General features: G+C 73.2%; 19 protein-coding genes and 1 pseudogene. 14 read left to right on the top strand and 6 right to left on the bottom strand.

What is annotated here, in order from left to right; genetic code table 11:
* Positions 1-11 precede the first annotated feature (11 nt).
* Complete coding sequence (locus ACEXOX_RS19115; RefSeq protein ID WP_406522078.1) at positions 12-269, top strand: DUF3311 domain-containing protein; 258 nt, start codon at positions 12-14, stop codon at positions 267-269.
* Positions 266-1,833 (top strand): annotated as a pseudogene (locus ACEXOX_RS19110) (sodium:solute symporter). Before ACEXOX_RS19115 ends, ACEXOX_RS19110 begins: the two are co-directional and overlap by 4 nt.
* Here the strand turns inward: ACEXOX_RS19110 and ACEXOX_RS19105 are convergent.
* The 3 genes from ACEXOX_RS19105 to ACEXOX_RS19095 all read right to left on the bottom strand — a co-directional run bounded on the left by ACEXOX_RS19105 (position 1,811) and on the right by ACEXOX_RS19095 (position 5,938).
* Positions 1,811-2,998 carry an SCO0930 family lipoprotein gene (locus ACEXOX_RS19105; protein ID WP_406522077.1) on the bottom strand — a complete coding sequence of 396 codons (1,188 nt, stop codon included), beginning with the start codon at positions 2,996-2,998 and terminating at the stop codon, positions 1,811-1,813. The pseudogene ACEXOX_RS19110 and the gene ACEXOX_RS19105 sit on opposite strands and share 23 nt — an antisense overlap.
* Positions 2,999-3,190: 192 nt before the next feature.
* Positions 3,191-4,729: an NADH-ubiquinone oxidoreductase-F iron-sulfur binding region domain-containing protein gene (locus ACEXOX_RS19100; RefSeq protein WP_406526394.1), complete on the bottom strand. Its 1,539-nt coding sequence runs from the start codon at positions 4,727-4,729 to the stop codon at positions 3,191-3,193.
* 498 nt (positions 4,730-5,227) lie between these two features.
* A complete protein-coding gene (locus tag ACEXOX_RS19095) occupies positions 5,228-5,938 on the bottom strand; it encodes a hypothetical protein (protein ID WP_406522076.1) in 711 nt (236 codons plus the stop codon).
* Between the two features lie 480 nt (positions 5,939-6,418).
* Here ACEXOX_RS19095 and ACEXOX_RS19090 point away from each other — a divergent pair, with 480 nt between their 5' ends.
* The 6 genes from ACEXOX_RS19090 to ACEXOX_RS19065 all read left to right on the top strand — a co-directional run bounded on the left by ACEXOX_RS19090 (position 6,419) and on the right by ACEXOX_RS19065 (position 12,082).
* On the top strand, positions 6,419-7,141 hold the full coding sequence (locus tag ACEXOX_RS19090; protein ID WP_406522074.1) for a hypothetical protein: 723 nt from the start codon (positions 6,419-6,421) through the stop codon (positions 7,139-7,141).
* 50 nt (positions 7,142-7,191) lie between these two features.
* Positions 7,192-7,473, top strand: coding sequence for a helix-turn-helix domain-containing protein (locus tag ACEXOX_RS19085; protein WP_406522072.1), 282 nt, complete (start codon positions 7,192-7,194; stop codon positions 7,471-7,473).
* Between the two features lie 206 nt (positions 7,474-7,679).
* Entirely contained in the window at positions 7,680-7,985 is a 306-nt protein-coding gene (locus ACEXOX_RS19080; protein WP_030021535.1) for a DUF6412 domain-containing protein, read from the top strand.
* A 98-nt stretch (positions 7,986-8,083) separates the two neighbouring features.
* Positions 8,084-8,884: a YidC/Oxa1 family membrane protein insertase gene (locus ACEXOX_RS19075; RefSeq protein ID WP_406522070.1), complete on the top strand. Its 801-nt coding sequence runs from the start codon at positions 8,084-8,086 to the stop codon at positions 8,882-8,884.
* A gap of 168 nt (positions 8,885-9,052) precedes the next feature.
* Complete coding sequence (locus ACEXOX_RS19070) at positions 9,053-9,910, top strand: fumarylacetoacetate hydrolase family protein (RefSeq protein ID WP_406522068.1); 858 nt, start codon at positions 9,053-9,055, stop codon at positions 9,908-9,910.
* A 291-nt stretch (positions 9,911-10,201) separates the two neighbouring features.
* Positions 10,202-12,082, top strand: a complete 1,881-nt coding sequence (locus tag ACEXOX_RS19065; protein WP_406522067.1) for a choice-of-anchor A family protein — start codon at positions 10,202-10,204, stop codon at positions 12,080-12,082.
* A gap of 8 nt (positions 12,083-12,090) precedes the next feature.
* Here ACEXOX_RS19065 and ACEXOX_RS19060 read toward each other — a convergent pair whose 3' ends face one another.
* Together ACEXOX_RS19060 and ACEXOX_RS19055 are read right to left on the bottom strand one after the other, a co-directional pair.
* Positions 12,091-12,636, bottom strand: coding sequence for a heme-degrading domain-containing protein (locus ACEXOX_RS19060; protein ID WP_406522065.1), 546 nt, complete (start codon positions 12,634-12,636; stop codon positions 12,091-12,093).
* The gene (locus ACEXOX_RS19055) at positions 12,633-13,730 is read right to left on the bottom strand and encodes a Gfo/Idh/MocA family oxidoreductase (protein ID WP_406522063.1); all 1,098 of its coding nucleotides are present in this window, start codon (positions 13,728-13,730) and stop codon (positions 12,633-12,635) included. The genes ACEXOX_RS19060 and ACEXOX_RS19055 overlap by 4 nt, the downstream gene beginning before the upstream one ends.
* 261 nt (positions 13,731-13,991) lie before the next feature.
* Here ACEXOX_RS19055 and ACEXOX_RS19050 point away from each other — a divergent pair, with 261 nt between their 5' ends.
* The 3 genes from ACEXOX_RS19050 to ACEXOX_RS19040 all read left to right on the top strand — a co-directional run bounded on the left by ACEXOX_RS19050 (position 13,992) and on the right by ACEXOX_RS19040 (position 16,462).
* Positions 13,992-15,101, top strand: coding sequence for an ROK family protein (locus ACEXOX_RS19050; RefSeq protein ID WP_406526393.1), 1,110 nt, complete (start codon positions 13,992-13,994; stop codon positions 15,099-15,101).
* A gap of 252 nt (positions 15,102-15,353) precedes the next feature.
* On the top strand, positions 15,354-15,662 hold the full coding sequence (locus tag ACEXOX_RS19045) for a hypothetical protein (protein ID WP_406522061.1): 309 nt from the start codon (positions 15,354-15,356) through the stop codon (positions 15,660-15,662).
* 41 nt (positions 15,663-15,703) lie between these two features.
* Positions 15,704-16,462, top strand: a complete 759-nt coding sequence (locus tag ACEXOX_RS19040; RefSeq protein ID WP_406522059.1) for a GntR family transcriptional regulator — start codon at positions 15,704-15,706, stop codon at positions 16,460-16,462.
* 142 nt (positions 16,463-16,604) lie between these two features.
* Here the strand turns inward: ACEXOX_RS19040 and ACEXOX_RS19035 are convergent, their stop codons facing one another.
* Positions 16,605-18,341, bottom strand: coding sequence for a DUF2079 domain-containing protein (locus tag ACEXOX_RS19035; RefSeq protein WP_406522057.1), 1,737 nt, complete (start codon positions 18,339-18,341; stop codon positions 16,605-16,607).
* A 366-nt stretch (positions 18,342-18,707) separates the two neighbouring features.
* On the opposite strand from ACEXOX_RS19035, the gene ACEXOX_RS19030 reads away from it, so the two are divergent.
* From ACEXOX_RS19030 to ACEXOX_RS19020, 3 genes are read left to right on the top strand one after another with little or no spacing between them, the layout of a single operon-like run.
* A complete protein-coding gene (locus ACEXOX_RS19030; protein ID WP_406522056.1) occupies positions 18,708-19,829 on the top strand; it encodes a TIGR03364 family FAD-dependent oxidoreductase in 1,122 nt (373 codons plus the stop codon).
* A 5-nt stretch (positions 19,830-19,834) separates the two neighbouring features.
* Positions 19,835-20,581, top strand: a complete 747-nt coding sequence (locus ACEXOX_RS19025) for a phosphonatase-like hydrolase (protein WP_406522054.1) — start codon at positions 19,835-19,837, stop codon at positions 20,579-20,581.
* Positions 20,578-21,732 carry an ABC transporter ATP-binding protein gene (locus tag ACEXOX_RS19020; RefSeq protein WP_406522052.1) on the top strand — a complete coding sequence of 385 codons (1,155 nt, stop codon included), beginning with the start codon at positions 20,578-20,580 and terminating at the stop codon, positions 21,730-21,732. The genes ACEXOX_RS19025 and ACEXOX_RS19020 overlap by 4 nt, the downstream gene beginning before the upstream one ends.
* Positions 21,733-21,848: the final 116 nt, after the last annotated feature.

The following is a 21,848-nucleotide window of genomic DNA, read 5'->3' as shown; positions in this document are numbered from 1 at the left end:
GCTCTTCCGCTGTGCTGAAACGTCCCACGCTGCTGTGGCTCCTGGTCCCTCACGTGCTCTACCTCGGTGTGCTGCCGCTGGTGAACCGTGTGACGCCGACCGTGCTCGGACTTCCCTTCCTCGTCTTCTGGATGCTGCTCGCGACCCTGCTGACGCCCGCGTCGGTGTGGCTGGCCTGGCGCGGCGACCGGAAACGGGCCGCGCGGCGGGCCGCCGGGCGAGCGGTCGCGCCGACCGGGAAGCGCGCGGGAGAAGGGAGTGCGGCATGAACGCGACCATCGCCACCTCCATCTTCGCGGCGTTCATGGTGCTGACGCTGGCCCTGGGCCTGCTGGCGGTCCGCGGCGGCGGGCGCCGCAAGGGCGGGCTCACCGAGTGGTCGGTGGGCGGCCGCAGCCTCGGCACGGTCTTCATCTGGGTGCTGATGGCGGGCGAGAGCTACACCAGCTTCAGCTACCTGGGCGCGGCGGGCTGGGGCTACAACTTCGGCGCCCCGGTCCTCTACGTCCTCGCGTACATGTCCTGCGGCTACGCCCTCGGCTTCGTGGTCGGCCCGATGCTCTGGTCGTACGCGCGCCGGCACGGCCTGGTCGGCATCACCGACCTGGTGGCGCACCGCTACGGGCGGCGCTGGCTCGGCACGGCGGTGGCGGTCCTCGCGACCGTCTGCCTGCTGCCGTACATCCAGCTCCAGATCACCGGCATGGGCGTGGTCGTGACGACCATCTCCTACGGGGCGATCAGCCTGAACTGGGCCTACTTCATCGGCTTCGCGGTCACCACCCTCTTCGTCGTGGTCAGCGGCCTGCGCGGCAGCGCGTGGGTCTCGGTTCTCAAGGACATCCTGGTCATCGCGACCCTCGCTTTCCTGGCCGTCTACGTACCGCTGCACTACTTCGACGGGTACGGGCCCTTCCTGGACCGGATCGTCGCCGAGAAGCCGCAGTGGCTGACCTTCCCCGGCCACGAGTCGGGCGGCCTGGGCCAGGGCTGGTTCATCACCACCTCCCTGCTGAACTCGCTGACCGTCGTCATCTTCCCGACGACCGTCGCGGGCTATCTGGGCGCGCGCAACGCCGACGCGCTGCGGCGCAACGCGGTGCTGCTGCCGTTCTACAACGTGCTGCTGTTCGTGCCGATGCTGCTCGGCATGGCGGCGCTGTTCGTGGTGCCGGGGCTGACCGGCGCCGACTCCAATCTGGCGCTGTTCAAGCTGGTGGTGGACTCGCTGCCGGCCTGGCTGGTGGGCGTCACCGGTGTCGCCGCCGCGCTCTCCTCCATCGTGCCGATGGCCGTGTTCATGCTGGTCATCGGCACGATGTGGGGAGGAGCGTGCTGGGCGCGGTGCCCCGGCTGGCGCACCGCCAGAAGCTGTGGTCGCAGGTCGTCGTCGTGGTGGCGGGCGCGCTGGCGCTGCTGCTGACGTACACCGCGCCGAACACCCTCGTACGGCTCTCGCTCATCTCGTACGAGGGGATGGCGCAGCTGGTGCCGATGATTCTGCTGGGTCTGGTGTGGCGACGGCTGACGCTGTACGGGGCCGTCGGCGGTCTGGTCGTGGGTCTGGTGGTGGTCTGCGGGCTGGTCTTCACCGGACACGACCCGGTGTGGGGCGTGAACGCGGGGATCGTGGCGCTCGCGGTGAACCTGGTGGTGGCGCTCGGGGTGACCTGGCTGGGCCCGCGGCCCGTGGACGGCCGGCCGGACGCCGAGGTGCTGGCGTCGGACCTGGACGCGGAGGAGGACGGCCCCGGGGCGGAAGGCGCTGGTGGGGACGGGGGCGGGGCCGGCGGGAACGGCGCGGCCGGGGTCAGCCCGTCACCGACGAGGTGATCTTCTTGCCCTCCGGGGAGACGGCGAACCACGTGTCCATCTTCCCCTGCCCGTTGACGTCGCCGGGCTGCTTGTCGCCGCTGAAGGTGTAGACCGGCCAGCAGTCGACCGCGAGCTGCTTGGTGCCGTCGGGCCGGGTGACGGTGCTGATCAGCTTCTCGGGGACGCCTTCCAGCTTGCTCTTGTCGGCCGGGCCGACGGGTTTCCAGGTGTCCAGGCAGGCGCCGTTGCAGCCGAACCTCATCGGCCAGGCGCTGTCCTTGTTGAAGCGGTAGACCGTACGGCCGTCCTTGTCGACGAGCAGCTTGCCGAGCTTGGGCTGGTCGAAGACGGAGACGTCGGCGGCCGGTCCGGCGGTGGCCTTCTTGCCGTCGGGGGCGAACGCGTTCCAGGTGCCGGCGACACCGTGGCCCTTGGTGTCGCCGGGGGCGGTGTCCTTGGCGTAGCGGTAGGCGGGCCAGCCGCTGATGGTGAGCTGCTTGGTGCCGTCGGGGCGGGTGACCGAGCCGAGGGCGCTCGCGGCCATGCCGGAGGCGGCGGTGGCGTCGTCGGCGGGGACCGGGGGCCAGGTGGTCGCGCAGGCTCCGGAGCAGGCGGAGTTCGGCGGCTTGGCGGTGTCCTTGTCGAAGCGGTAGAGGGCCATGCCCTTGCTGTCGGTGACGACCGGGCCGAGTTCGGGGGACTGGCGCAGCGCGAGGGCCCGGGCGGGCGCGCCCTGCGCCGCGGGGCGGTTGCTGTCATCCGTCGAGCCGTAGCCGTCGCCGCCGGCCTGTCCCTTGTCGGCGCCGCTGTCCGCGCCGTAACCGCTGCCGGTGTCGCCTGAGCCGTAATCGGCGGAACTGCCGCTGCCTGCCCGCACCTTGTCGTTGGCCACGGGGGCGGCGTCGGTGCGGTCGGCGGAGCCGCAGGCGGTGGTGAGCGCCAGGACGGCGGCGGCTGTCACCGCCAGGAGGGCGTGGCGGCGTTGGGTGTCGGGGCGAGGGTGGGGGCGGGGGCCTGAGCCGCGGGAGGAGGGGTGGGGGCCGGGGCGGCGGGAGGCGGGGTAGGAGTGGTCGGTGTGCGGGGCGGGGTGCGGGTGGGGTTGGGGCTTGGGTTGGGGCTGGGACTGAGGCTGGGGCTTGGGGTGCGGGTGGGGCTGGGGCTGCGGGGCGGGGTGCGGGCTCATCGCTGTCTCCTTCGGGGAATTCGGGGGTGCTGTCGCGGGATTCCGGGGGCGTCGTCGTTGGGGGCCGGGGGTGTTGTCTGCGGGGTACGAGGGGTGGGGAGCGGGTGTTCAGGCGGGACGAAAGTTGTCATCGGCGGACGAAAAGCGTGCGGAAGTGGCATCCGTACAGCGGATGTTCGGCCGCCGTACGGGTCATTCGCCGCCTTGGACGCGCAGCGCGAGCGCCGGGCAGCGCCGCACCGCGAGCTGCGCGCGCCGGCGCATCCGGGCGGGCAGCGGCATCGTGGCCCGCTCCGGGTAGCCGTCGGGCCCCAGCCGGACCATGCCCGGCACGAGGTCGGCGCACAGGCCGTGGCCCTGGCACAGCGTCCAGTCGACGAGCAGCCGCTGTTCGGGCGCGCGGGGCCGGGCGGCGGTGGCCGTGGTGGCGCGGCCACCGGAGTGCCGCCCGCCACCGGCTGCTGGGGCGCTCGCGGCGCCGTACGCCTTCCCGCCGTACGCCTCCTCGCCGGGCACCGGCAGCGCGCCGAGCACCGGACGACCACACCCGGCGCCGCCGGCGTGCCCGGCGAACTCGTCGGGGAAGGCGGCCAGTGCCGAAGCGATGAAACGCGCGGTGCCGTCGGGATGGCTGCATGCGCCGCGCCGTTCCACGGCCCGCATCCAATCCCGTACGGCGTCCAGCGCGCGCTGCCCGCCACCGCCGACCGCCTGGCCGAGCGCGTCGGCGAGTGCGGGCAGCCCCAGGACGCAGGGGCCGCACTGTCCCGCGGATTCGGCGGCCATCCAGCGCGCGACCCGTACGACCTCGCCCGCCGGGCAGGTCCCTTCCGGCAGCGGCAGCACCGCCCCCGCGCCGAGCACCGCGCCGTACGCGGCCAGGTCGTCGCGGCTGAGGAGGGCCGTACCGGCGGCGGACGGCGACAGCCAGGTGCCGTGGTAGCCGCCGATCAGGACGCCCTGTCCAGGGCGGAGTCCGCACAGGGCCAGGACGCGGGCGAGAGGCACTCCGGTCGGTGCCTCCACGACCCGTTCGCCGGCCACGGTCAGCAGGACGGTTCCGGGTTCGGCGGGGTCGCCGGTGGCGCGGTGGTCCAGGGCGCCCAGCCGCGCGGCGACGGCGAGCTGGGCGTACGTCTCGGTGTTGGACAGCAGGGTGGGCAGGCCGTTCAGGCCGCGTTCGCTGGAGCGGATCTTGCGCCCCGAGGGCAGGCCGGGGCCCCGGTTGAGGCCGTCGGTGAGCGCGGTGCCCTCGCCTGTGATGAAACGTTCCGCCAGTAGTACGGCGCGTACCGGCGTGGACAGCGGCCCCCGTTCGTCGATCGCCCGGCGTACCGACCGGGCCACGTCCGCGCGGGTCACCCCGACCGCGATCTCCTCGGCGCCGAGCGCCCGCGCGGCCAGCAGCGCGCCGTCCAGCACCAGGTGCGGCGCGAACAGCAGGAGAGCCGTGTCCTTGAGGCAACCGGGCTCGCCCTCACTGCCGTTGACGACCACCGCGACCCGCCCGCCCGTGCGCCGCCGCCCCTCCATGACGGCACTCAGCTTCCGCGCGAACGGAAAGCCCGCACCGCCACGGCCGCGCAGTCCGGTGTCCTCGGCCAGCGCCACGAGTTCGCCGGCGGACAGGTCGGGCGGACTGCCGTGCCGCGCGAGGTGCGCCACCCGGTCCAGGCGCCGCTCCAACTTGTCCAGCCCGTGCGCCCTGCCCACTCCGCCCAGCCCCGCCATTCTGTCCAGCCCAAGGGCCCCGCCCTCCCCACCCGCTCCGTTCGGCCCCGCCACTCCGCCCAGTCCTGCCATTCCGTCCAGACCAACGGGCCCGTCCAGCCCGCCCACTCCGTTCACCCCGCCCGCTCCGTTCACCCCGCCCACTTCGTTCAGCCCCACCGGCCCGTCCAGCCCAACCGAGTCGACCAGCCCGGCGAGCAGTCGAGGCGCTTCGATCGCGGCCAGACTGGGGACGGCCAGGCCGGGTGCGGACAGTCCGGGTGCGGTCAGACCGTGAACGGCCAGCCCGGGAACGGCTAGGCCGGGAACGGCCGAACCGGACGCGACGGCAGGCATCGAAATCGTGGTGGCCGACGCCAAGTGCGTCATAGGGAACTCCATTCAGTCTTCGATACGTTGAGGTAACCGGGGGCCCACCAAAGCTGGCCCCGTAGGCGCACCGTTCGCCCCCGCCGCCGTACCGGCCACATCGCCCTACTCTCCGCGCACAGCCGTACGTCATGGACGGACACCGCGGGAGTGCCGGGCCGCCCGATCCGCGCCCCGGGGCCTGCCGGAATGTGCGTTCGGCGGCGGGCTGTGCGGGACCTGGGTTCGCCGCGGCGCCCGTATCCGCAGTACGAGCACCACCGCGGCCCCGGCGACGCACAGCATGTATCCGGTGGTCACCCAACCAGCGGCAGCGCGCCCTGACTTCAGCCCGTGCACCAGCGCCGCGCACCAGGCCACGTACGCCCCCATGTGCAGCACCCGCCACCACCGCGACCCGCGGCGCGAAGTGAACGCGCCGCGCACCGCGCCCGTCACCGCCGCCGCGAGGAAGAGGTAGCCGGCCAGAGTGCCGAGTCCGATGAGCAGGGGGCGGCTGTCGTCGGTGAACGGCACCACGGCGGCCGTGCCGCTCGTCCGGTCGCGGGCGATCTTCACCCCGATGTGCAGGGCGAGGAAGCCGAGCCCGGCGACGCCGGTGCCGCGGTGCACGGCCTGCGCGACCAGCCGGTGGCCGGAGTGCAGCAGCAGCCGGTCGGTGGCGGCCAGGCCCCACAGCACGGTGCCGGTGAGTGAGACCAGTGCGAGGACGCCCGCGCCGAAGTCCAGGAAGTCCAGGGCCCGCCGGGGCGCTCCGGCCTGGGTGGCCACGGCGAGGAAGAGGAGTACGACGGCGGGCAGGGCGGGGCGCAGGGCGGCCCGTAGACGGGATGCGGACATGAGGCCTCCTTGAGGGGAGCCGGGGGCGGAGGGGAGGGGCGCGGGGAAGGGGAGGCACGTGGGTGGCGCCTCGCGGCGATGTCCGCGCGGTGAAATGCGTACGCCGCGCGCCGGGATATTCACCACGGTTTATGCGCGGTCTCCCGCCGGGACGCGCAAAGGTATGCGCCGAAGGCGGTGGCCCGGGGTGAGCAGCAGCATCACGGAACGCCGCCGGACCGTCCTCCGGTTTATCGCGCTGTGACAAATTCCTGCACCGGCATCGAAGTTACGCGGGGTAACTCCGGATGGTGCCCCCTCAAGCACGACCGCCGCTCGAAGCGTCACCGGACACCGATCCACCGATCCACCGATCCACCGCTCCACCGATCCACTGCACCACCGCTTCACCGCTCCACCGCTCCACCGCTCCACCGCACGGCGGTGCTTCCGAGCAGCAGGGCCGTACCCCCTCCGCATCACGCCAGGAACGAGGTAGCGATGTGTGATCTCCTGAACCGCATCTGGTCACGCCCCCGCGGCGAATGGACCCGCGTGCTGAGAAAGGAACTCCCGGCGCTCGCCGGGAAGGTGTGCGAGGAGCTGCGGAGCGGATTTCCCGCCTTTGCGGCACTGCTCGCGGAAACGGGTGCCGAAGAGACCCACCGGGCCGTGGAACAGGCGATGGTGGTGGCGCTCGGCTACCAGGAGAACGCGGAACGCGTCCGGCGGCCCAAGGACCTCGTCGTCACTCCACTGCCGATGGCGCCGGCCCGCCGGGAAATGTTCGCCGCCCTCTCCGGGGCCAAAGACGTCTCCGACGTCGCCCTCGCCGAAGTGGCCCGCTGTGCCGGCTGGCCCGTACCGGCGCTCGTGCAGGCCATCGCGCTCGCCTCACCCGCCGAAGCCCCCAGCTGGCCGCCGCCCTCGGAGACGCCCTCATCGGCACCGTCGACGGTGACACCTGCCTGCTCGTCCCCGACCCCGGGACGCAGACCCGCGCCCGTCTGGAGGCCGCTCTCAAGGGCCGGGCGGCGGCGGTCGGCCATGCCGTACCGGCGGGTGACACCGCTTCCTCGCTGCGCTGGGCCCGCGCCCTGCTCGCCCTGTCACCCGGCCGCGGCGGCCCCGACACCCGCCCGGCCTTCGTCGACGACCACCTCTCCACACTGCTCCTCCTCCAGGACGAATCGCTGGCCGCAGCACTCTCCGCACGCTGGCTGAGTCCTCTCGACGACCTGACGCCTCGCCAGAGCGAACGCCTGGAGGTCACCTTGCTCGCCTGGCTGGAGGGCGGCGGCGCGCCCGAAGCGGCCCGGGTGCTCCAGGTGCACCCGCAGACCGTGCGCTACCGCCTGCGGCAGATCGAGAAGCTTTTCGGCCCCGCGCTGCGCGATCCGCGGACCCGCTTCGAACTGGAGATGGCGTTGCGCAGCCGCCGCCTGATGGCTCACGTACGGCGCTACCGCTCCCGGGCCGGCCGCCGGGCCAGGGCCGTCGCCTCCAGCATCCGGCCGCTGGGCGTGGCCAGGGAGGCCCGGGTCAACGGGCTGTGACAGGCGCACGGTGACCGCGGCGGCCCCGGGCTCCCCTCCGGGGCCGCCGCCCTGCCCGGCCGTTCTGCCCGGCTGCCCCGACCGGCGGCCCTGCCGCTACGCTGGTGCGGAACCCGGCCGGATGAGCCGGGAACTGCCATCCGCCGTACGAACCGCACGGATCGTACGGACCGCACGAACCGCACGGACCGGGAAGGAGTGAGCACATGCGGCGCTTCGCCGAAGCCTGGCGGCTGTACATGGGTGCGCTCTTCTTCCTGCTCTCCGGTTTCGCGCTCGCCCAGAGCGGCCTGACCTCGACGCTCGCCGCCGCCGCGACCACCGCCGCCGTACTGCTGCTGTGCCGCGCCTTCCTGGCCGCCGCGCTCGCCCGTCCCGAACCGCCGGGCCGCGTCCGTACCGCCATGCGCGACCGGGAACGCCGTACGGCCTTCCTGCCGCAACGCGATCCCGACGCCGCGGGCCGCCCGCGGCCCAGGGCGCCCGGCCGTCCCCTCCCGACGGCCGCGTAGGCGCCTACCCCTCGCACTCCGCGAAGGCCCCGGCCCCGCGCGGCTCGTCACGCCGAAATCCTCTTCCGGCACGACGAGACCCCGTGGAGGGCTCACCCATGTCCGTTTTCGCCACCCTGGGCAGCGCGCTGTCCCAGGCCGCCGACCTCTTCGAACCGCTCTTCGGAGCTTCGGCGACCGCCGCCGCGATCATCCTCTTCACCCTGTGCGTACGCGCCGCACTGCACCCGCTCGCCCGCGCCGCCGCCCGCGGCGAGAAGACCCGTTCCGCGCACGCCCCGCGCCTGGCCGAGCTGCGCCGTAAGTACGCGAAGGACCCGCAGCGCCTACAGGAGGAGACCGCCGCGCTCTACGCCGAGACCGGCTCCTCGCCGCTGGCCGGCTGCCTGCCGTCGCTTCTGCAACTGCCTGTCTTCTTCGTCATGTACCACCTGTTCACCAGCGACGGCAGCGGTCTGCTCGCGCACACGCTGCTGGGCGCCCCGCTCGGCGGGCACTGGACGCAGGCCCTCGCGGACGGCGGCCTGACCGGACCGCACGGGCGGGTCTACCTCGCGTTGTTCGTGCTGGCCGCCGCCGTCGCCACCTGGAACTACCGGCGGGCCCGTACGACGATGGCGCGGAACGCGGCGACGGGCGCGCCCCTCGGGCAGGCGGGCACACCCGACGGCGGTGCGGTGCCCGGCCTCGGCGCCATGACGAAGGTGATGCCGCTGCTGTCCTTCGGGACGCTGGTCAGCATCGCGGTGCTGCCGCTGGCGGCCGCGCTCTACCTGGTGACGACCACGGCGTGGACGGCGTGCGAGCGGGCGCTGCTGCACCGGGAGCGCGACCGGGACGGCCGCGCGGACCGTACGGCCGGGGAGGGGACGGCGGTGCAGGCGGGTACGGCCGGATAGCGGTACGTCCCCGGTACGTACCGCCGGGTAACGGTCCAGTACGTGAACCGGGTCTTGCGGAGCGGACGCCGTTCTTGGACGATCGTCCGAATCGCTCGATGGCCGTCCCCATCGGCCGGTCCGGGAGAGCCCTCCCGGACCGACCCTTCGACCACGGGAGTTGTACCGATGAAGCTGCTGCGTGTCGGTCCGGTGGGGGCGGAACGCCCGGCGCTGCTCGACGAGGAAGGCGTGCTGCGCGATCTGTCGTCGCTGGTCACGGACGTCGACGGGGAACTGCTCGGGGACAGCCCGGCCCTCGCCCGGATAGGGGCGGCGGCCGCCGCCGGTGTACTGCCGCGCCTGGACCCGGCCGGTCTGCGCACCGGGCCGCCGGTCGCCCGGATCGGCAAGATCGTGTGCATCGGGCTGAACTACCACGATCACGCGCGCGAGACCGGTGCCGCCGTGCCGGCCGAGCCGATCGTCTTCATGAAGGCACCGGACACGGTCGTCGGGCCCGACGACACGGTGCTGGTGCCGCGCGGCAGCGTGAAGACGGACTGGGAGGCCGAACTGGCCGTCGTCATCGGCCGTACCGCGCGCTACCTGGAGACCGACGACGAAGCCCGCGCCGCCGTCGCCGGGTACACGATCGCGCACGACGTCTCCGAACGGGAGTTCCAGATCGAGCGCGGCGGCCAGTGGGACAAGGGCAAGAACTGCGAGACGTTCAATCCGCTGGGGCCGTGGCTGGTGACGGCGGACGAGGTGCCCGATCCGCAGGCGCTGGGCGTACGGCTGTGGGTCAACGGCACGCTACGGCAGGACGGCACGACCGCCGAACAGATCTTTCCGGTGGCCGAAGTGGTCCGTTACGTGAGCCGGTTCATGACCCTGCACCCGGGCGACGTCATCAACACCGGCACCCCGGCGGGCGTGGCGATGGGCTGCCCGGAGCCCAAGCCGTATCTGCGGGCCGGTGATGTGGTGGAGCTGGAGATCGACGGTCTGGGGCGGCAGCGGCAGGAGCTGAAGGGGGCCTGACGGCTGCTCAGGTCACCGAGGCGGGCCCTCGGGTGCACGGGATGGGCCTTCGGGTGCGCGGCTCGGGTGCGCGGGGCGGCCACTCGGGCGCGCGCTCGGGTGCTTGGGCACTCGGGCGCGCGGGCTCGTCCCGGAGGGGCGCCCGGTGGCCGGCTGTCGGCTGGACAGGGGGACTCGCCGTACGGGTGCGCGAACGGTCCCGCTGCCCGGCCACTCCACGCACATAGTTCCCATATGCCTGCAAAAAAGACAAAACGGTCCCATGTAATGGGGGCCGCCGCCCTGGGAGCCGTGGCCGCCGTGCTCCTCGGCCTGTTCGCGGCGTTCGGCTTCGCGGCCCCGCTGCCCGGCGGGCTCGGCCCGTGCCGGGGGAGCCAGTGCCCGCCCTCGTACGCCGATCCGAACAACGGACCGGTGGCCGGACGGGACGAGAACCTCAACATCTTCGTCGGCGGGGACTTCCGCGTCGGCGGCTCGGCCGCCGAGGCCGAAGGCAAGATCGTCACCCTCGGCGGCTTCCAGATGAACAAGACCGGCGGCTCCAGCGTCTACAACGTCGGCGTCGTCGGCGTCGGCTCCCGGGTGCCCCCGCCCAACGGCTCCGACTTCCTGACCGTGGGCGGTGACGTCACCATCGCCCCCGGCCAGCGGCTGCTCGCCGAGGAAGGCGGCACCCACGGCGTCGTCGCGTACGAAGGCAGGCTGACCGGCACCGTGATCCCCCAGTCGGACCAGCGGCCCGGCGCCGCCGATCCGTACCGCGCACTGGTGCCCGACCTCACGGCGAGCAGCCAGTGCTACGCCCGGACCGGCGACGGGCAGCGGCCCGCGACCGGCACCGCCGTCAACCAGGGCTACTCGACGGTCTTCACCGGCGACGGCACCTCCGCCCTCCAGGTCTTCAACGTCGACTTCGACCTGGTGGGCCGCAACGGCGGCGCCCAGGGCATCACCTTCCAGAACATCCCGGCCGGCGCGACCGTGCTGGTCAACATGGTCGGCGACGCCCGCGCCATCAACACCTACATCGGCCACGACCTCCAGCCGCCCGGCATCCGCGAGCGGCTGCTGTGGAACTTCCCGGACGCGAACACGGTGGAGTTCAAGGGCGGCGCGCAGTTCCAGGGGAGCGTGCTGGTCGGCAAGCAGGGCAGTACGACGACGGTCTCGGTGCCGGGCATGAACGGCCGCCTCTACACGGTCGGTTCGCTGGTGCACACCTCGACGTCCGGCGCGGAGTTGCACAACTACCCGTTCAACGGGGACCTGCCGGACTGCCGCGCACTGAGCCCGAGCCCGACACCGACGCAGACGCCGACACCGTCGCCGAGTCCAACGGAGCCGAGCCCGTCCCCGACGGAGCCGAGCCCGTCGCCGACCGACCCGAGCCCGTCTCCCACGGACCCGTCACCGTCGCCGACGGACGAGCCGTCACCGTCGCCGACGGACGAGCCGTCACCGTCGCCGACGGACGAGCCGTCACCGTCGCCTACGGACGAGCCGTCACCCACGGACGAGCCGTCAGCGTCTCCCACGGACGAGCCGTCGCCGTCGCCGACCGACGAGCCGTCACCCACACCGACGGACCCGAGCCCGTCGCCGACCGACCCGAGCCCGTCACCTACGGACGAGCCGTCGCCGACACCTACCGACGAGCCGTCACCCACACCGACGGGCCCGAGCCCGTCACCGACCGAGCCGACTCCGACCCCAACCCCCACCGAACCGACCCCGTCCCCGACGCCCACCCCCACCGAACCGACCCCGTCACCCACGGAGCCGACCCGCCCGCCGTCGCCGACTCCCCCGGAGCCGACCCCGGAGCCGACCGAGCCGACCGCACCTCCGTCACCGACCACCCCCACCCCGGAGCCCACCGAACCCACCCCGGAGCCCACCGAGCCGACTCCGGAGCCCACCGAACCGACCACCCCACCGTCACCGACCACCCCCACCCCGACGCCAACCCTCACCCCCACCCCTACCCCCACAAACTCCTCCTCCACCGGCCCAGTACCCGCCCCGGGACCGACGGATGACGACGACCAGCTGGCGCACAGCGGCAGCAGCACCTTCCAGGACCCGCTGTTCATCGGTGCGGCAGCGGCCGCCGTCGTCAGCGGTGCGGTGCTCGTACTGATCATCCGCACGCGCCGCCGCTCCGGCAGCTGACCTCCGGGTCAGCCCGTCGGCTGCTGCTCGATGTAGCGCCCCAGGGCGTCGACCACCAGCGCGTGGTCGTCGCCCTGGGGGAGGCCGGAGACCGCGACCGTGCCGACGACTCCGGTGCCGCGCAGCCGTACGGGGAAGGCGCCGCCGTGCGCGGCGTAGCGGTCCGGGTCGAGGCGGGACGATTCTTCGAACGTCCGGCCCTTGGCGCGGAAACGGGCGCCGACGAGGTACGAGGACTCCGCGTACCGCTCGACGACGCGCCGCTTGCGCTCGATCCACGCGTCGTTGTCGGCCGACGTGCCCGGCAGCGCGCAGTGGAACAGCTGCTGCGCACCGCGCCGGATGTCCACCGTCACGGCCGCGCCGCGCTCGCGCGCCAGGTCCGCCAGCAGGCAGCCGAGCCGCCAGGCGTCCTCGTTGCCGAAGCGCTCCAGGACCAGGCGGCGCTCCTGCTCCTCCAGTTCGCGTACCTGGTGGCGGGCCGCTTCACGCTCGTCCAGACCGTTCAGCACCCCGGTGCCACCTGTGCCGTTCACCTGCGTCGTGCTGCTCATGCCGTCTCCTCGATCCGGATCGAGCGGCCCTCGGCCGCCGATGTCTTCGCCGCTTCCAGGACGCGCAGCGCGGCCGCCGCTTCCCTGGCGCTCACCGGCGGCTCGCCCCCGGTGCGCAGTGCTTCCGCGACGGCGGCGTAGTACGCGGGGTAGTCGCCGGACAGGGTCGGTACGGGGTCGCCGCCGCCGGTGAGCGGGGACTCCCCGGCGCCGATCCGGCCCCACGCCGACTCCGGCTCCGTACCCCAGCCGTCCGGGTCGTCGCCAGGGCGACGTCCCTCGCGCAGTGCCGCTTCCTGCGGGTCCAGGCCGTACTTCACATAGCCCGCGCGGCTGCCCAGCACCCGGAAGCGCGGGCCGAGCTGGGCGGTGGTCGCGCTGACCCACAGGTGCGAGCGGACGCCGCCGGCGTGGGTGAGGGCGAGGAACGTGTCGTCGTCGGCCTCCGCGCCCGGGCGGCGTACGTCGGACTCGGCGTAGACCAGGGTGACCGGCCCGAACAGGGCGAGCGCCTGGTCGGCGACGTGGCTGCCCAGGTCGTACAGCAGCCCGCCGATCTCCGCCGGATCGCCGGACTCGCGCCAGCCGCCCTTCGGCTTCGGCCGCCAGCGTTCGAAGCGCGACTCGAAGCGCTGCACCTCGCCGAGTGCGCCCTCGGTGACCAGCTTGCGCACCGTACGGAAGTCGTTGTCCCAGCGGCGGTTCTGGAAGACGGAGAGCAGCAGGCCGCGCTCCTCGGCGAGGCCGGCCAGCCGGTCGGCCTCGGCGGCGGTCCCGGCGAGCGGCTTGTCGACGACGACGGGCAGCCCGGCGCGCAGGGCGGCTTCGGCGAGTGCCACGTGCGTCTTGTTGGGGGACGCGATGACGACGAGGTCCAGTTCGCCGGCGCGGGCCAGCACCTCGTCGGGGGTGGCGACCGTACGGACCTGCGGGTGTTCGGCGCGTGCCTGGTCCTGCCGGTCCGGGTTGCCGGTGGAGACGGTGTCCAGCACCAGGCCGTCGGTGGCGGCGATCAGCGGGGCGTGGAAGACCGAGCCGGCCAGGCCGTAGCCGATGAGGCCGACGCGGAGGGGTGTGCCGGGGGAGTCGTTCATGCCGTCCACTTAAGCAACGCTGTTGCCAAAGTGCAAGCAATGCGGACAATGGACGGGTGACCAGCAACGACCCCGAGGAACGTGTCGCCGCACCGGCCCCTGCGCCACCGGGTGTCGCCGCCCCGCCCTCCACCCCGTCCTCCGCGCAGTCCCCCGCACCCCCTTCGCGCCCGCCTCTGCATCGGCCCCTGCCCCGGCCCCCACCCCCGCCTCCACCCCGGCCCTTCCCCCTCCTCCGCGCCGCCCGGCGGCGGAGCCGGTCTGCCCGCCCTGCGCGGCCACAACACCGCTCTGGTCCTGGGCCTGCTGCGGTCGGCGGGACCGGCGGGTGTCAGCAGGCTGGAGCTGGCCGCGCACACCGGTCTGACCCCGCAGGCCGTCAGCAAGATCACCGCCCGGCTGCGGGCCGACGGTCTGGCGGCCGAGGCGGGCCGGCGCGCCTCCACCGGCGGCAAGCCGCGTACGGTGCTGTGCCTGGTGCCCGAGGCCCGGTACGCGATCGGCCTGCACCTGGACCGCGACGAGCTGACCGCCGTCCTCACCGACCTCGCGGGCCGCACCGTCGCGGAGCGCACCGCCCCGCTCGACTTCGGCGCGGGCGCGCCCGCCGTGCTCGACACGGTCGCCGCCCAGCTCGCGGCGCTGCCGGACGAGGCCCGCTCGCCCCGCGTACTGGGCGTCGGCGCCGCCTGCCCGGGGCCGCTGGACCACACGGCCGGAGTACTGCGCCGGGTCACCGGCTTCCCGGACTGGGACGGCTTCCCGCTGCGCGCCGCCCTCGCCGAACGGCTCGGCCTCCCCGTCGTCCTCGACAAGGACACCAACGCCGCCGCGCTCGGCCTCGCCCAGCGCGAACCGGGCGGCCGGGGCTCGTTCGGCTACCTCCACCTCGGTACGGGCCTGGGCGCCGGCCTGGTGCTCGGCGGCGCGCTGTACCGGGGGGCCAGGACCGGCGCGGGGGAGTTCGGCCACCAGGTGCTGCAACTGGACGGCCCGCGCTGCGGCTGCGGCAAGCGCGGCTGCGTCGAGGCCCTGTGCCTCGACAGGGCGGCGCGCGGCGTGCCCGCCGAGGCGGCGCGCATCCTGGGCACCGCCGCGGCCAACCTCGTGGAACTCCTCGACATCGACCGGGTCCTGCTCGGTGGCCGTACGGTGCTGGCGCGTCCCGATACGTACGTACGCGGCGTGGCCGAAGCCCTCGCCGAACAGGCCCGCGTGCGCGGTGACGGCCGTACGTCCGCGATCCCCGTCGCGCTGGCCGAGGGCGGCGCGCGGGCGGTCGCGGACGGCGCGGCGCACCTCGTCCTGGCCCCGCTCTTCGGCGCGCCGGGCACACCGTTCGGCGCCGGGACGGCCGCCGGACTGCGCTGAACGCGCGGCATTCGGGCGATCGGTGCGCCGCACCGGGGCGTCGGTGCCCCGGCGGCGGGCCCGCATGGCAGGGTCCGGAACCGACCGGTCATACGAGCGGCCTGGTGTGGTCCCCGTCGCCTGAGCTGATCGAGCAGGAGCGTCCGTCATGCCCGTGCGTCCGCCCCGCGCACTGCCGCGCGCCACTCTTCCACCGCCCGCGCTGCGCACCACCCTCCCGACTGCCTTGCTGCGCGCCCCCTTTCGACGGTCTTGCTGTCCGCCGTCCTCCTGACCGTGCCCCTTCCGGCCGTCAGCCCACCGGCCCACGCCACGCCACCGGCCCACGCCGTGACGGTCGCCGTCCCCGCGGCCGCCCCCGCCCCCGCAACACGGACCGACCCCCCAGCCCTCACCCCTGTCTCCGTCCCCGCCTCCGTTCCCGGCCCCGCGCCCGGCCCCCCACCCCACCTCGCCGACACCGGCTCCCCAGGAGTGACCCGCATCGGAGCCGCCGCCCTGGTGTTCCTCTCCGCCGGCGCGCTCCTCGTGGCGGCGGCCCGCCGCCTCCGCCGACGCTGAACCCGTCGATCCCCCTCCGGGAAGGGTGCGAGGATCGGCCGGTGGACTACCCGAACGGCCAGGAACCTGGCGCACCGATCCGCTCCGGCATCCCCGAGCACGGACGCATCCCCAAGTACTACGCGGCGAAGGTCCGGATCGAAGCGCTCCTCGCCGAGCTGGGCGAGGGCGAGGCGCTGCCCGCCGAACGCGACCTGGCCCTGCGCTTCGAGGTCTCCCGGGAAACCCTGCGCCTGGCGCTGCGCGAACTCCACCTGGAGGGACGGCTGCGACGCCTCGGCCGCGGCACGGTCGTGGCGGGCCCCAAGCTGGAGCAGCCGCTGTCCCTGGCGAGCTACACCGAGGGCGTACGGAAACAGGGCCGGCGTCCGGGCCGTCACCTGGTCGGCCTCGACCGTTTCCCCGCTCCGACGAAACTGGCCGGGGAACTGGGCCTGCAAGTGGGCGACCCCGTTTGGCATTTGGAACGCGTACTGCTCGCGGACGAGGAACGGGTCGGTCTGGAGAGCACGTACGTCTCCGTGGCACGCGTACCGCGCCTGGACACGGAGTTCGCACCCGACTCCTCCTTTTACGCCTACCTCCACGAACACCTGGGCATCGGCTTCGGCACCGCGGACGAACGCCTGGAAACCGTACTGGCCACCCCACGCGAGGCCCTGCTGATCGGCACGCCGGGCGCCCTCCCGATGCTGCTGATCCACCGCCTCTCCCGCGACACCCGGGGCGTACCGCTGGAGCGGGTGCGGTCCCTCTACCGGGGCGACCGGTTCTCGTTCACGACCCACTTGGGCGGCTGATCGCAGCCGGACGCCTGCCCGGATTCCCACCCGGCACCTGACCGGATGACGGCCTCGAATCGCCCTGCCGCCCCTTCGACGGGGACTGTCTGACACTCGCCCGCACGCCAGCCGGTCGCCGTGGCTGACCGTCTCGTCCGCCTCAGCCGCGGAAGATGCTCATTCCCGTTCGCGGTGCCGTTCCTTCTGGAGCCGGATTGCTTTCGGGGCCGGCGGCAGGGCCTTCCGGGGTGATCGGGAACTCGGCTTCGCGGCGCAACAGCATCACCTGGTCGCGCTCCCAGACCCGGCGGTATCCGTGCTCCAGCAGAAAACCGGAGTACTGCCGCTCCTGGGAAACGGACGTGAAGGGAAACGAAACGACGCCGAACTGGAGCAGTACGTAATCCGCGCCTCGCGGAACGGTGTCCGCCAGCACCACGGGGCCACGGGCGGTCAAGTGCGGCGCGATGATGTTGTCCACCTCCGCGGAAGCCCCGTCGGGAATCATCCCGGCAGCTTCGCGCAGCGCGCGAGTGGGGGAGTCGGGTGTCCAGTAGCCGGGGTGGGGAAGCACGAACAGGCCGAAAGGGACAGCGATGACCAGGGTCAGAAGGCCGGCGCCCGGCCCCCACCACCGTACGGCCCAGCTCGGTCTGCGATTTCCACGGCCTCTGGGATTTCCACGGATCCCACGGATTCCACCGCTTCTGCGATTTCCGTGACTGCCCGTGCGGCTCCGACGGTGGAGCCTTCCCGACACTTCCACGCCGGCCGTGAGCAGGATCGGCCAGAGGAAGGCGTCGTAGTGGTACATCACGGTCCAGTGGTTCGACGTCTCGGACAGGACGCGCTCTGCCACCAGAGGCAGCGCGCACCACACCGTCGCCGAACCCAGCGGCAGGAACAGCAAGGTGCCGAACAGCCACATGATCAGCGTGATCTTCACCGGCGGAGCGGTGGCCACTCCGAACAGAACCCAGGGTTCCGTCACGGCCTTCAGCAGGGCGGCACCAAAATCGGGGCCCAGTTGGTGGTAGCTCCAGTAGAACCCCGGCGCTCCTCCCATCATCGGAAGCAGCCACTTGATGGTCACGATGGTGGCCGCGGGGCCCAGGACGAACAGGGCCGCCCCTGTTGCGACACCTGCCCGGCTCTTCACGCCGCCGCGTCGGCTGCGGTGTGCCAGTACCGCGCCGTAGACACCGACCACCAGGCCCAGGTCTTCCTTGGTGCAGCACAGCAATCCGGCGTACACCAGAACAGCTCCGTAGCGCCGGCGCATTCCTCGTTCCAGCAGAAGCAGCAGCAGGGGAACGGCGAATGCGACCTCGTGGAAACCGCGGCGGGACGCCGCCATCAGAGGCCACCCCAGCGCGTACGCCGCACCGGCGACATTCGCGGCCCGGGCGACGACGGGCGGCGGTGCGCTCTGGAAACAGCTCTCCGCGATACGTCGGACCACGGGGACTCCGGCGGCGAAGAGCGCTGCTTGGGCGATCAGGAGTACACGCGGGTCGTCCCAGATCCAGTAGAGGGGAGCGAGGAGTGCCAGCACGGGGGAGAAGTGGTCTCCCAGCACGGAGAAGTCCGCCGGGAAACCATGATGCGTGCTCTTCAGTTCCGATCGGGGTAATCGGAAACCGGAGTAGTTCCGGATGGCTTGATCGAAGATTCCCAGGTCGAATCCGCCCAGCTTCCCCGCACTCCACTGCTGCAGGCCCAGAGCCAAGGAGATGGAGAAGCAGAGGGCGACCCACAGGCGGGTGCGGTGGACCGAAAGGAAACCCGCGACTCTTTCGGCGCATCTGCCGAATGGCGTGCGTGAAGGTGGCGGGGGAGCTGTGGGCCCGGCGCGGCGGCCACCTTTTAGTGCTGTTGTGTGATGAGTCGTCGGCACGCCTGTTTCCCTCGATCGGCAGGAGGAAGCCGATCGCTTGCGCCCGATGCCCGTAGTGGCCGCAGTCAGCGCACGGGTGTATCAGCGAGACCTAGCAAACAGCAACCACGGTGACGGAAGTAATGTCTATCGCAATTGTCCTTTCGAGTGCTCGCTCACGGAAAGGAACACGCCACGGGGCGGGCGCGACCGGCCGCATGCGGCTGTCCGCGAGCGAAGCCGGAGCGGGGAGATGGTGCCGCCACCGGCACGGGCACCGCTAAGTCACGAAAAGATAACGGGTCTAGGCCAAGTTTGAGTCCCCGTTCACCCCGGCGCCGTCTCCCGGTCCGCCCCGGGTCACCCGCCCCCGCGAGCGTTCCCGGCATGCGAGTCATAGTTGTCGGAGCCGGGGTGCTGGGGACCATGCACGCCTGGGAAGCGGTCGGGCGCGGTCACGAGGTCGTGCACATCGAGCGGGAGGCCGAGGCGCGTGGGGCCTCGGTGCGGAATTTCGGGCTGGTCTGGGTCGGTGGGCGGGCCGGTGGGGCGGAGCTGGAGACGGCGCTGCGGGCACGGGAGTTGTGGGAGGGGATCGGGGCGCGGGTGCCCGGGCTCGGGTTCCGGGCGAACGGTTCGCTGACCGTCGTACGGGACGAGGCGGAGCGGGCCGTCGCGGATGCTGCCATGCGCCGCGCGGATGCCGCGGTCCGGGGTTTCAAGCTGCTCGACGCCGAGGAGGCCCGGGCCGTGAACCCTGCCCTGCGGGGCGAGTTCGCCGGGGCGTTGTGGTGCGAGCGGGATGCCGCTGTGGAACCCCGTACCGCCCAGCGCGCGCTGCGCGAGGCGCTGATGGCGTCCGGGCGTTACACCTACATGGGCGGCCGCGAGGTGCGCGACGTCGTCGGTGAACGGGCCGTACGAGATGACCACGGTGACCTGCACGAAGGGGACACCGTCGTGCTCTGCACCGGCGCCTGGCTCGGTGGTCTGGTGCGGGAGCTGGCGCCCGGCCTGCCGGTGCGCCGCGTCCGGCTCCAGATGATGCAGACCGCGCCGCTCGGCGAGGCCCTGACCACATCGGTCGCGGATGCGGACAGTTTCCGCTACTACCCGGCCTACGGGGGGACCGAGTTGGACGAGTGGGCGGCGGCGCGGCCGCAGGCGCCCGTCGCCGCCGAGCACCGGATGCAGCTGCTGATGGTGCAGCGCGCGGACGGCGGACTGACCATCGGCGACACACACGAGTACGACACGCCGTTCGGCTTCGACGTCGTCGAGGACCCGTACGAGCACCTGACCACAGTGGTCGAGGGGCTGCTCGGGCGCCCGCTGCCCGCCGTGCGCCGCCGTTGGGCCGGGGTCTACGCGCAGTGCACGGACACCTCGCGCGTCGTGCACCGGCAGCGGGTACGCGACGGCGTCTGGCTGGTCACCGGGCCCGGTGGGCGGGGGATGACCTGTTCCCCGGCGCTGGCCGAAGAGACCGCGAACGAGATCGGGTGGTGAAGGTGATGACGGTCGACAACGCGGAGCGGGAGCGGATCTCGCTGGTCGTGCTCGACATGGCGGGGACGACGGTGGCCGACGGCGGGCTGGTCGAGCAGGCGTTCAGCGCGGCGGCCGGGCGGCTCGGTGTCGTACCGGGCAGCGCCGAGCACGAGAAGCACCTGGCGTACGTGCGCGCCACCATGGGCGAGTCGAAGATCTCCGTCTTCCGGCACCTGTTCGGCGACGAGGAGCGGGCGCGGCGCGCCAACAGCGCCTTCGAGGAGGCGTACGGGGAACTGGTCGCCGGCGGGCGGATCGCGCCCGTGCCCGGCGCCCGGGAGGCCGTCGAGGCCCTTCAGGCCGCTGGCCGCACGGTCGTACTGACCACCGGCTTCGCGCGGGTCACCCAGGACGCCGTCCTGGACGCGCTGGGCTGGCGGGACCTGGTGACGCTGACCCTGTGCCCCGCCGACGCGGGCGGGCGCGGGCGGCCGTACCCGGACATGGTGCTGGCCGCGCTGCTGCGGACCGGCGCCGCCGACTCCGTGCGGCAGATCGCGGTCGCCGGTGACACCTCGTACGACATGCGCTCCGGCCGCCGGGCGGGTGCATCGGTCGTGGCCGGGGTCCTGACCGGCGCCCATGACGAAGAGGCGCTGCGCGGCGCGGGCGCCACGCACGTCCTCGGTTCGGTGGCCGAACTCCCCGCCCTGATCGAGGGCGGGGGAGAGCGGCGTAGTGGCGGGCGGCGGGCGGAGCGTCCCGTATGAGTACCGTCAGCGACAGCCGCGAGGGCGCCCCCGCGGGGCATGCGGCCCCCGTCGCCCGCGCCGCCCCCACCCCCGCACCGTCCGGCATCCGCTTCGACCACGTCTCCGTCGCGTACGGCGGGAACGTCGTCCTGGACGACTTCGACCTGACCGTCGAACCGGGCGAGGTGATGGCCCTGCTCGGCCCGTCCGGCTCCGGCAAGACCACCGCGCTGCGGGCGGTCGCCGGATTCGTCCGGCCCGGTGCGGGGCGGGTGCTGATCGGCGGCCGGGACGTGACCGGGCTGCCGCCCCACCGGCGCGGCATCGGCATGGTCGTCCAGCAGTACGCCCTCTTCCCGCACCTGCGCGTCGAGGACAACGTCGCCTTCGGCCTCAAGGCCCGCCGCGGGCGCACCGGTTCGCGCGCCGAGACCGCCGCGCGCGTGGCCGAGGCGCTGGAGATGACCGGCATGGCCGCGTACGCGCGGCGCTATCCGCGTGAGCTGTCCGGCGGGCAGCAGCAGCGCGTCGCCATCGCGCGGGCGCTGGCCATCCGGCCCGGGGTGCTGCTCCTGGACGAGCCGCTGTCCGCCCTCGACGCCCGGCTGCGCTCCGGCATGCTCACCGAACTGGCCAGCCTGCACCGCGAATTGCCGGACGTGTCGATCCTGTACGTCACCCACGACCAGGTGGAGGCGCTGACGCTGGCGGACCGGATCGCCGTCATGGACCGGGCGCGGCTGCGCGACTGCGGCACACCGCAGGACCTCTACCGGCGCCCGCGCACCGGGTTCACCGCCTCCTTCGTCGGCAACGCCAACCTGCTGCCGGTGACGGCCGGTCTGCACGGCACGGCGGACTTCGCGGGGACGCGGCTGGCCGTCACGCCCGCCGACGGCGCGGCACCCGGCGCGTCGGCCACGCTCTGCGTGCGCCCGCACCTCGTCGGCCTCGGTGAGGGGCCCAACGCGCTGCACGGACGGGTCACCGAGGTGCAGTGGCGCGGCGCGACCCACCGGGTGTACGCGGACGTGGCCGGGCACCGCGTCATGGCGGACGTACGGGAGCTGCGCGCGACCCCGGAGCCCGGCGCCGAGGTCGTCCTGCACTTCGCCGCCGAGGACGCGGTGCTGCTGCCGGCCGGGGCGGGGAGCGCCGCCGATGAGTAGGCCGGAGAACCTCGCGCTGCCACTCGGCGCGAAAACGGACGCGAAAACGGACGCGGAAACAAGCGCGGAAACGGGTGTGGAAACAAGCGCGGAAACGGATGAGGGAACGAGCGTGG

The organism is Streptomyces sp. Ac-502 (assembly GCF_045222935.1).
In the GTDB taxonomy this organism is placed as follows: Bacteria; Actinomycetota; Actinomycetes; order Streptomycetales; family Streptomycetaceae; genus Streptomyces; species Streptomyces monomycini.
Note: the sequence above shows the minus strand (reverse complement) of the source record. Positions and strands in the feature narration are given on the sequence as shown.

Excerpts from the sequence above, each read along its gene's own strand:
- ACEXOX_RS19105 (WP_406522077.1), bottom strand. The coding sequence starts at position 2,998 with ATGAGCCCGCACCCCGCCCCGCAGCCCCAGCCCCACCCGCACCCCAAG.
- ACEXOX_RS19100 (WP_406526394.1), bottom strand. The coding sequence starts at position 4,729 with ATGGCGGGGCTGGGCGGAGTGGGCAGGGCGCACGGGCTGGACAAGTTG.
- ACEXOX_RS19095 (WP_406522076.1), bottom strand. The coding sequence starts at position 5,938 with ATGTCCGCATCCCGTCTACGGGCCGCCCTGCGCCCCGCCCTGCCCGCC.
- ACEXOX_RS19090 (WP_406522074.1), top strand. The coding sequence starts at position 6,419 with ATGTGTGATCTCCTGAACCGCATCTGGTCACGCCCCCGCGGCGAATGG.
- ACEXOX_RS19080 (WP_030021535.1), top strand. The coding sequence starts at position 7,680 with ATGCGGCGCTTCGCCGAAGCCTGGCGGCTGTACATGGGTGCGCTCTTC.
- ACEXOX_RS19075 (WP_406522070.1), top strand. The coding sequence starts at position 8,084 with ATGTCCGTTTTCGCCACCCTGGGCAGCGCGCTGTCCCAGGCCGCCGAC.
- ACEXOX_RS19070 (WP_406522068.1), top strand. The coding sequence starts at position 9,053 with ATGAAGCTGCTGCGTGTCGGTCCGGTGGGGGCGGAACGCCCGGCGCTG.
- ACEXOX_RS19060 (WP_406522065.1), bottom strand. The coding sequence starts at position 12,636 with ATGAGCAGCACGACGCAGGTGAACGGCACAGGTGGCACCGGGGTGCTG.
- ACEXOX_RS19055 (WP_406522063.1), bottom strand. The coding sequence starts at position 13,730 with ATGAACGACTCCCCCGGCACACCCCTCCGCGTCGGCCTCATCGGCTAC.
- ACEXOX_RS19030 (WP_406522056.1), top strand. The coding sequence starts at position 18,708 with ATGCGAGTCATAGTTGTCGGAGCCGGGGTGCTGGGGACCATGCACGCC.
- ACEXOX_RS19025 (WP_406522054.1), top strand. The coding sequence starts at position 19,835 with ATGACGGTCGACAACGCGGAGCGGGAGCGGATCTCGCTGGTCGTGCTC.
- ACEXOX_RS19020 (WP_406522052.1), top strand. The coding sequence starts at position 20,578 with ATGAGTACCGTCAGCGACAGCCGCGAGGGCGCCCCCGCGGGGCATGCG.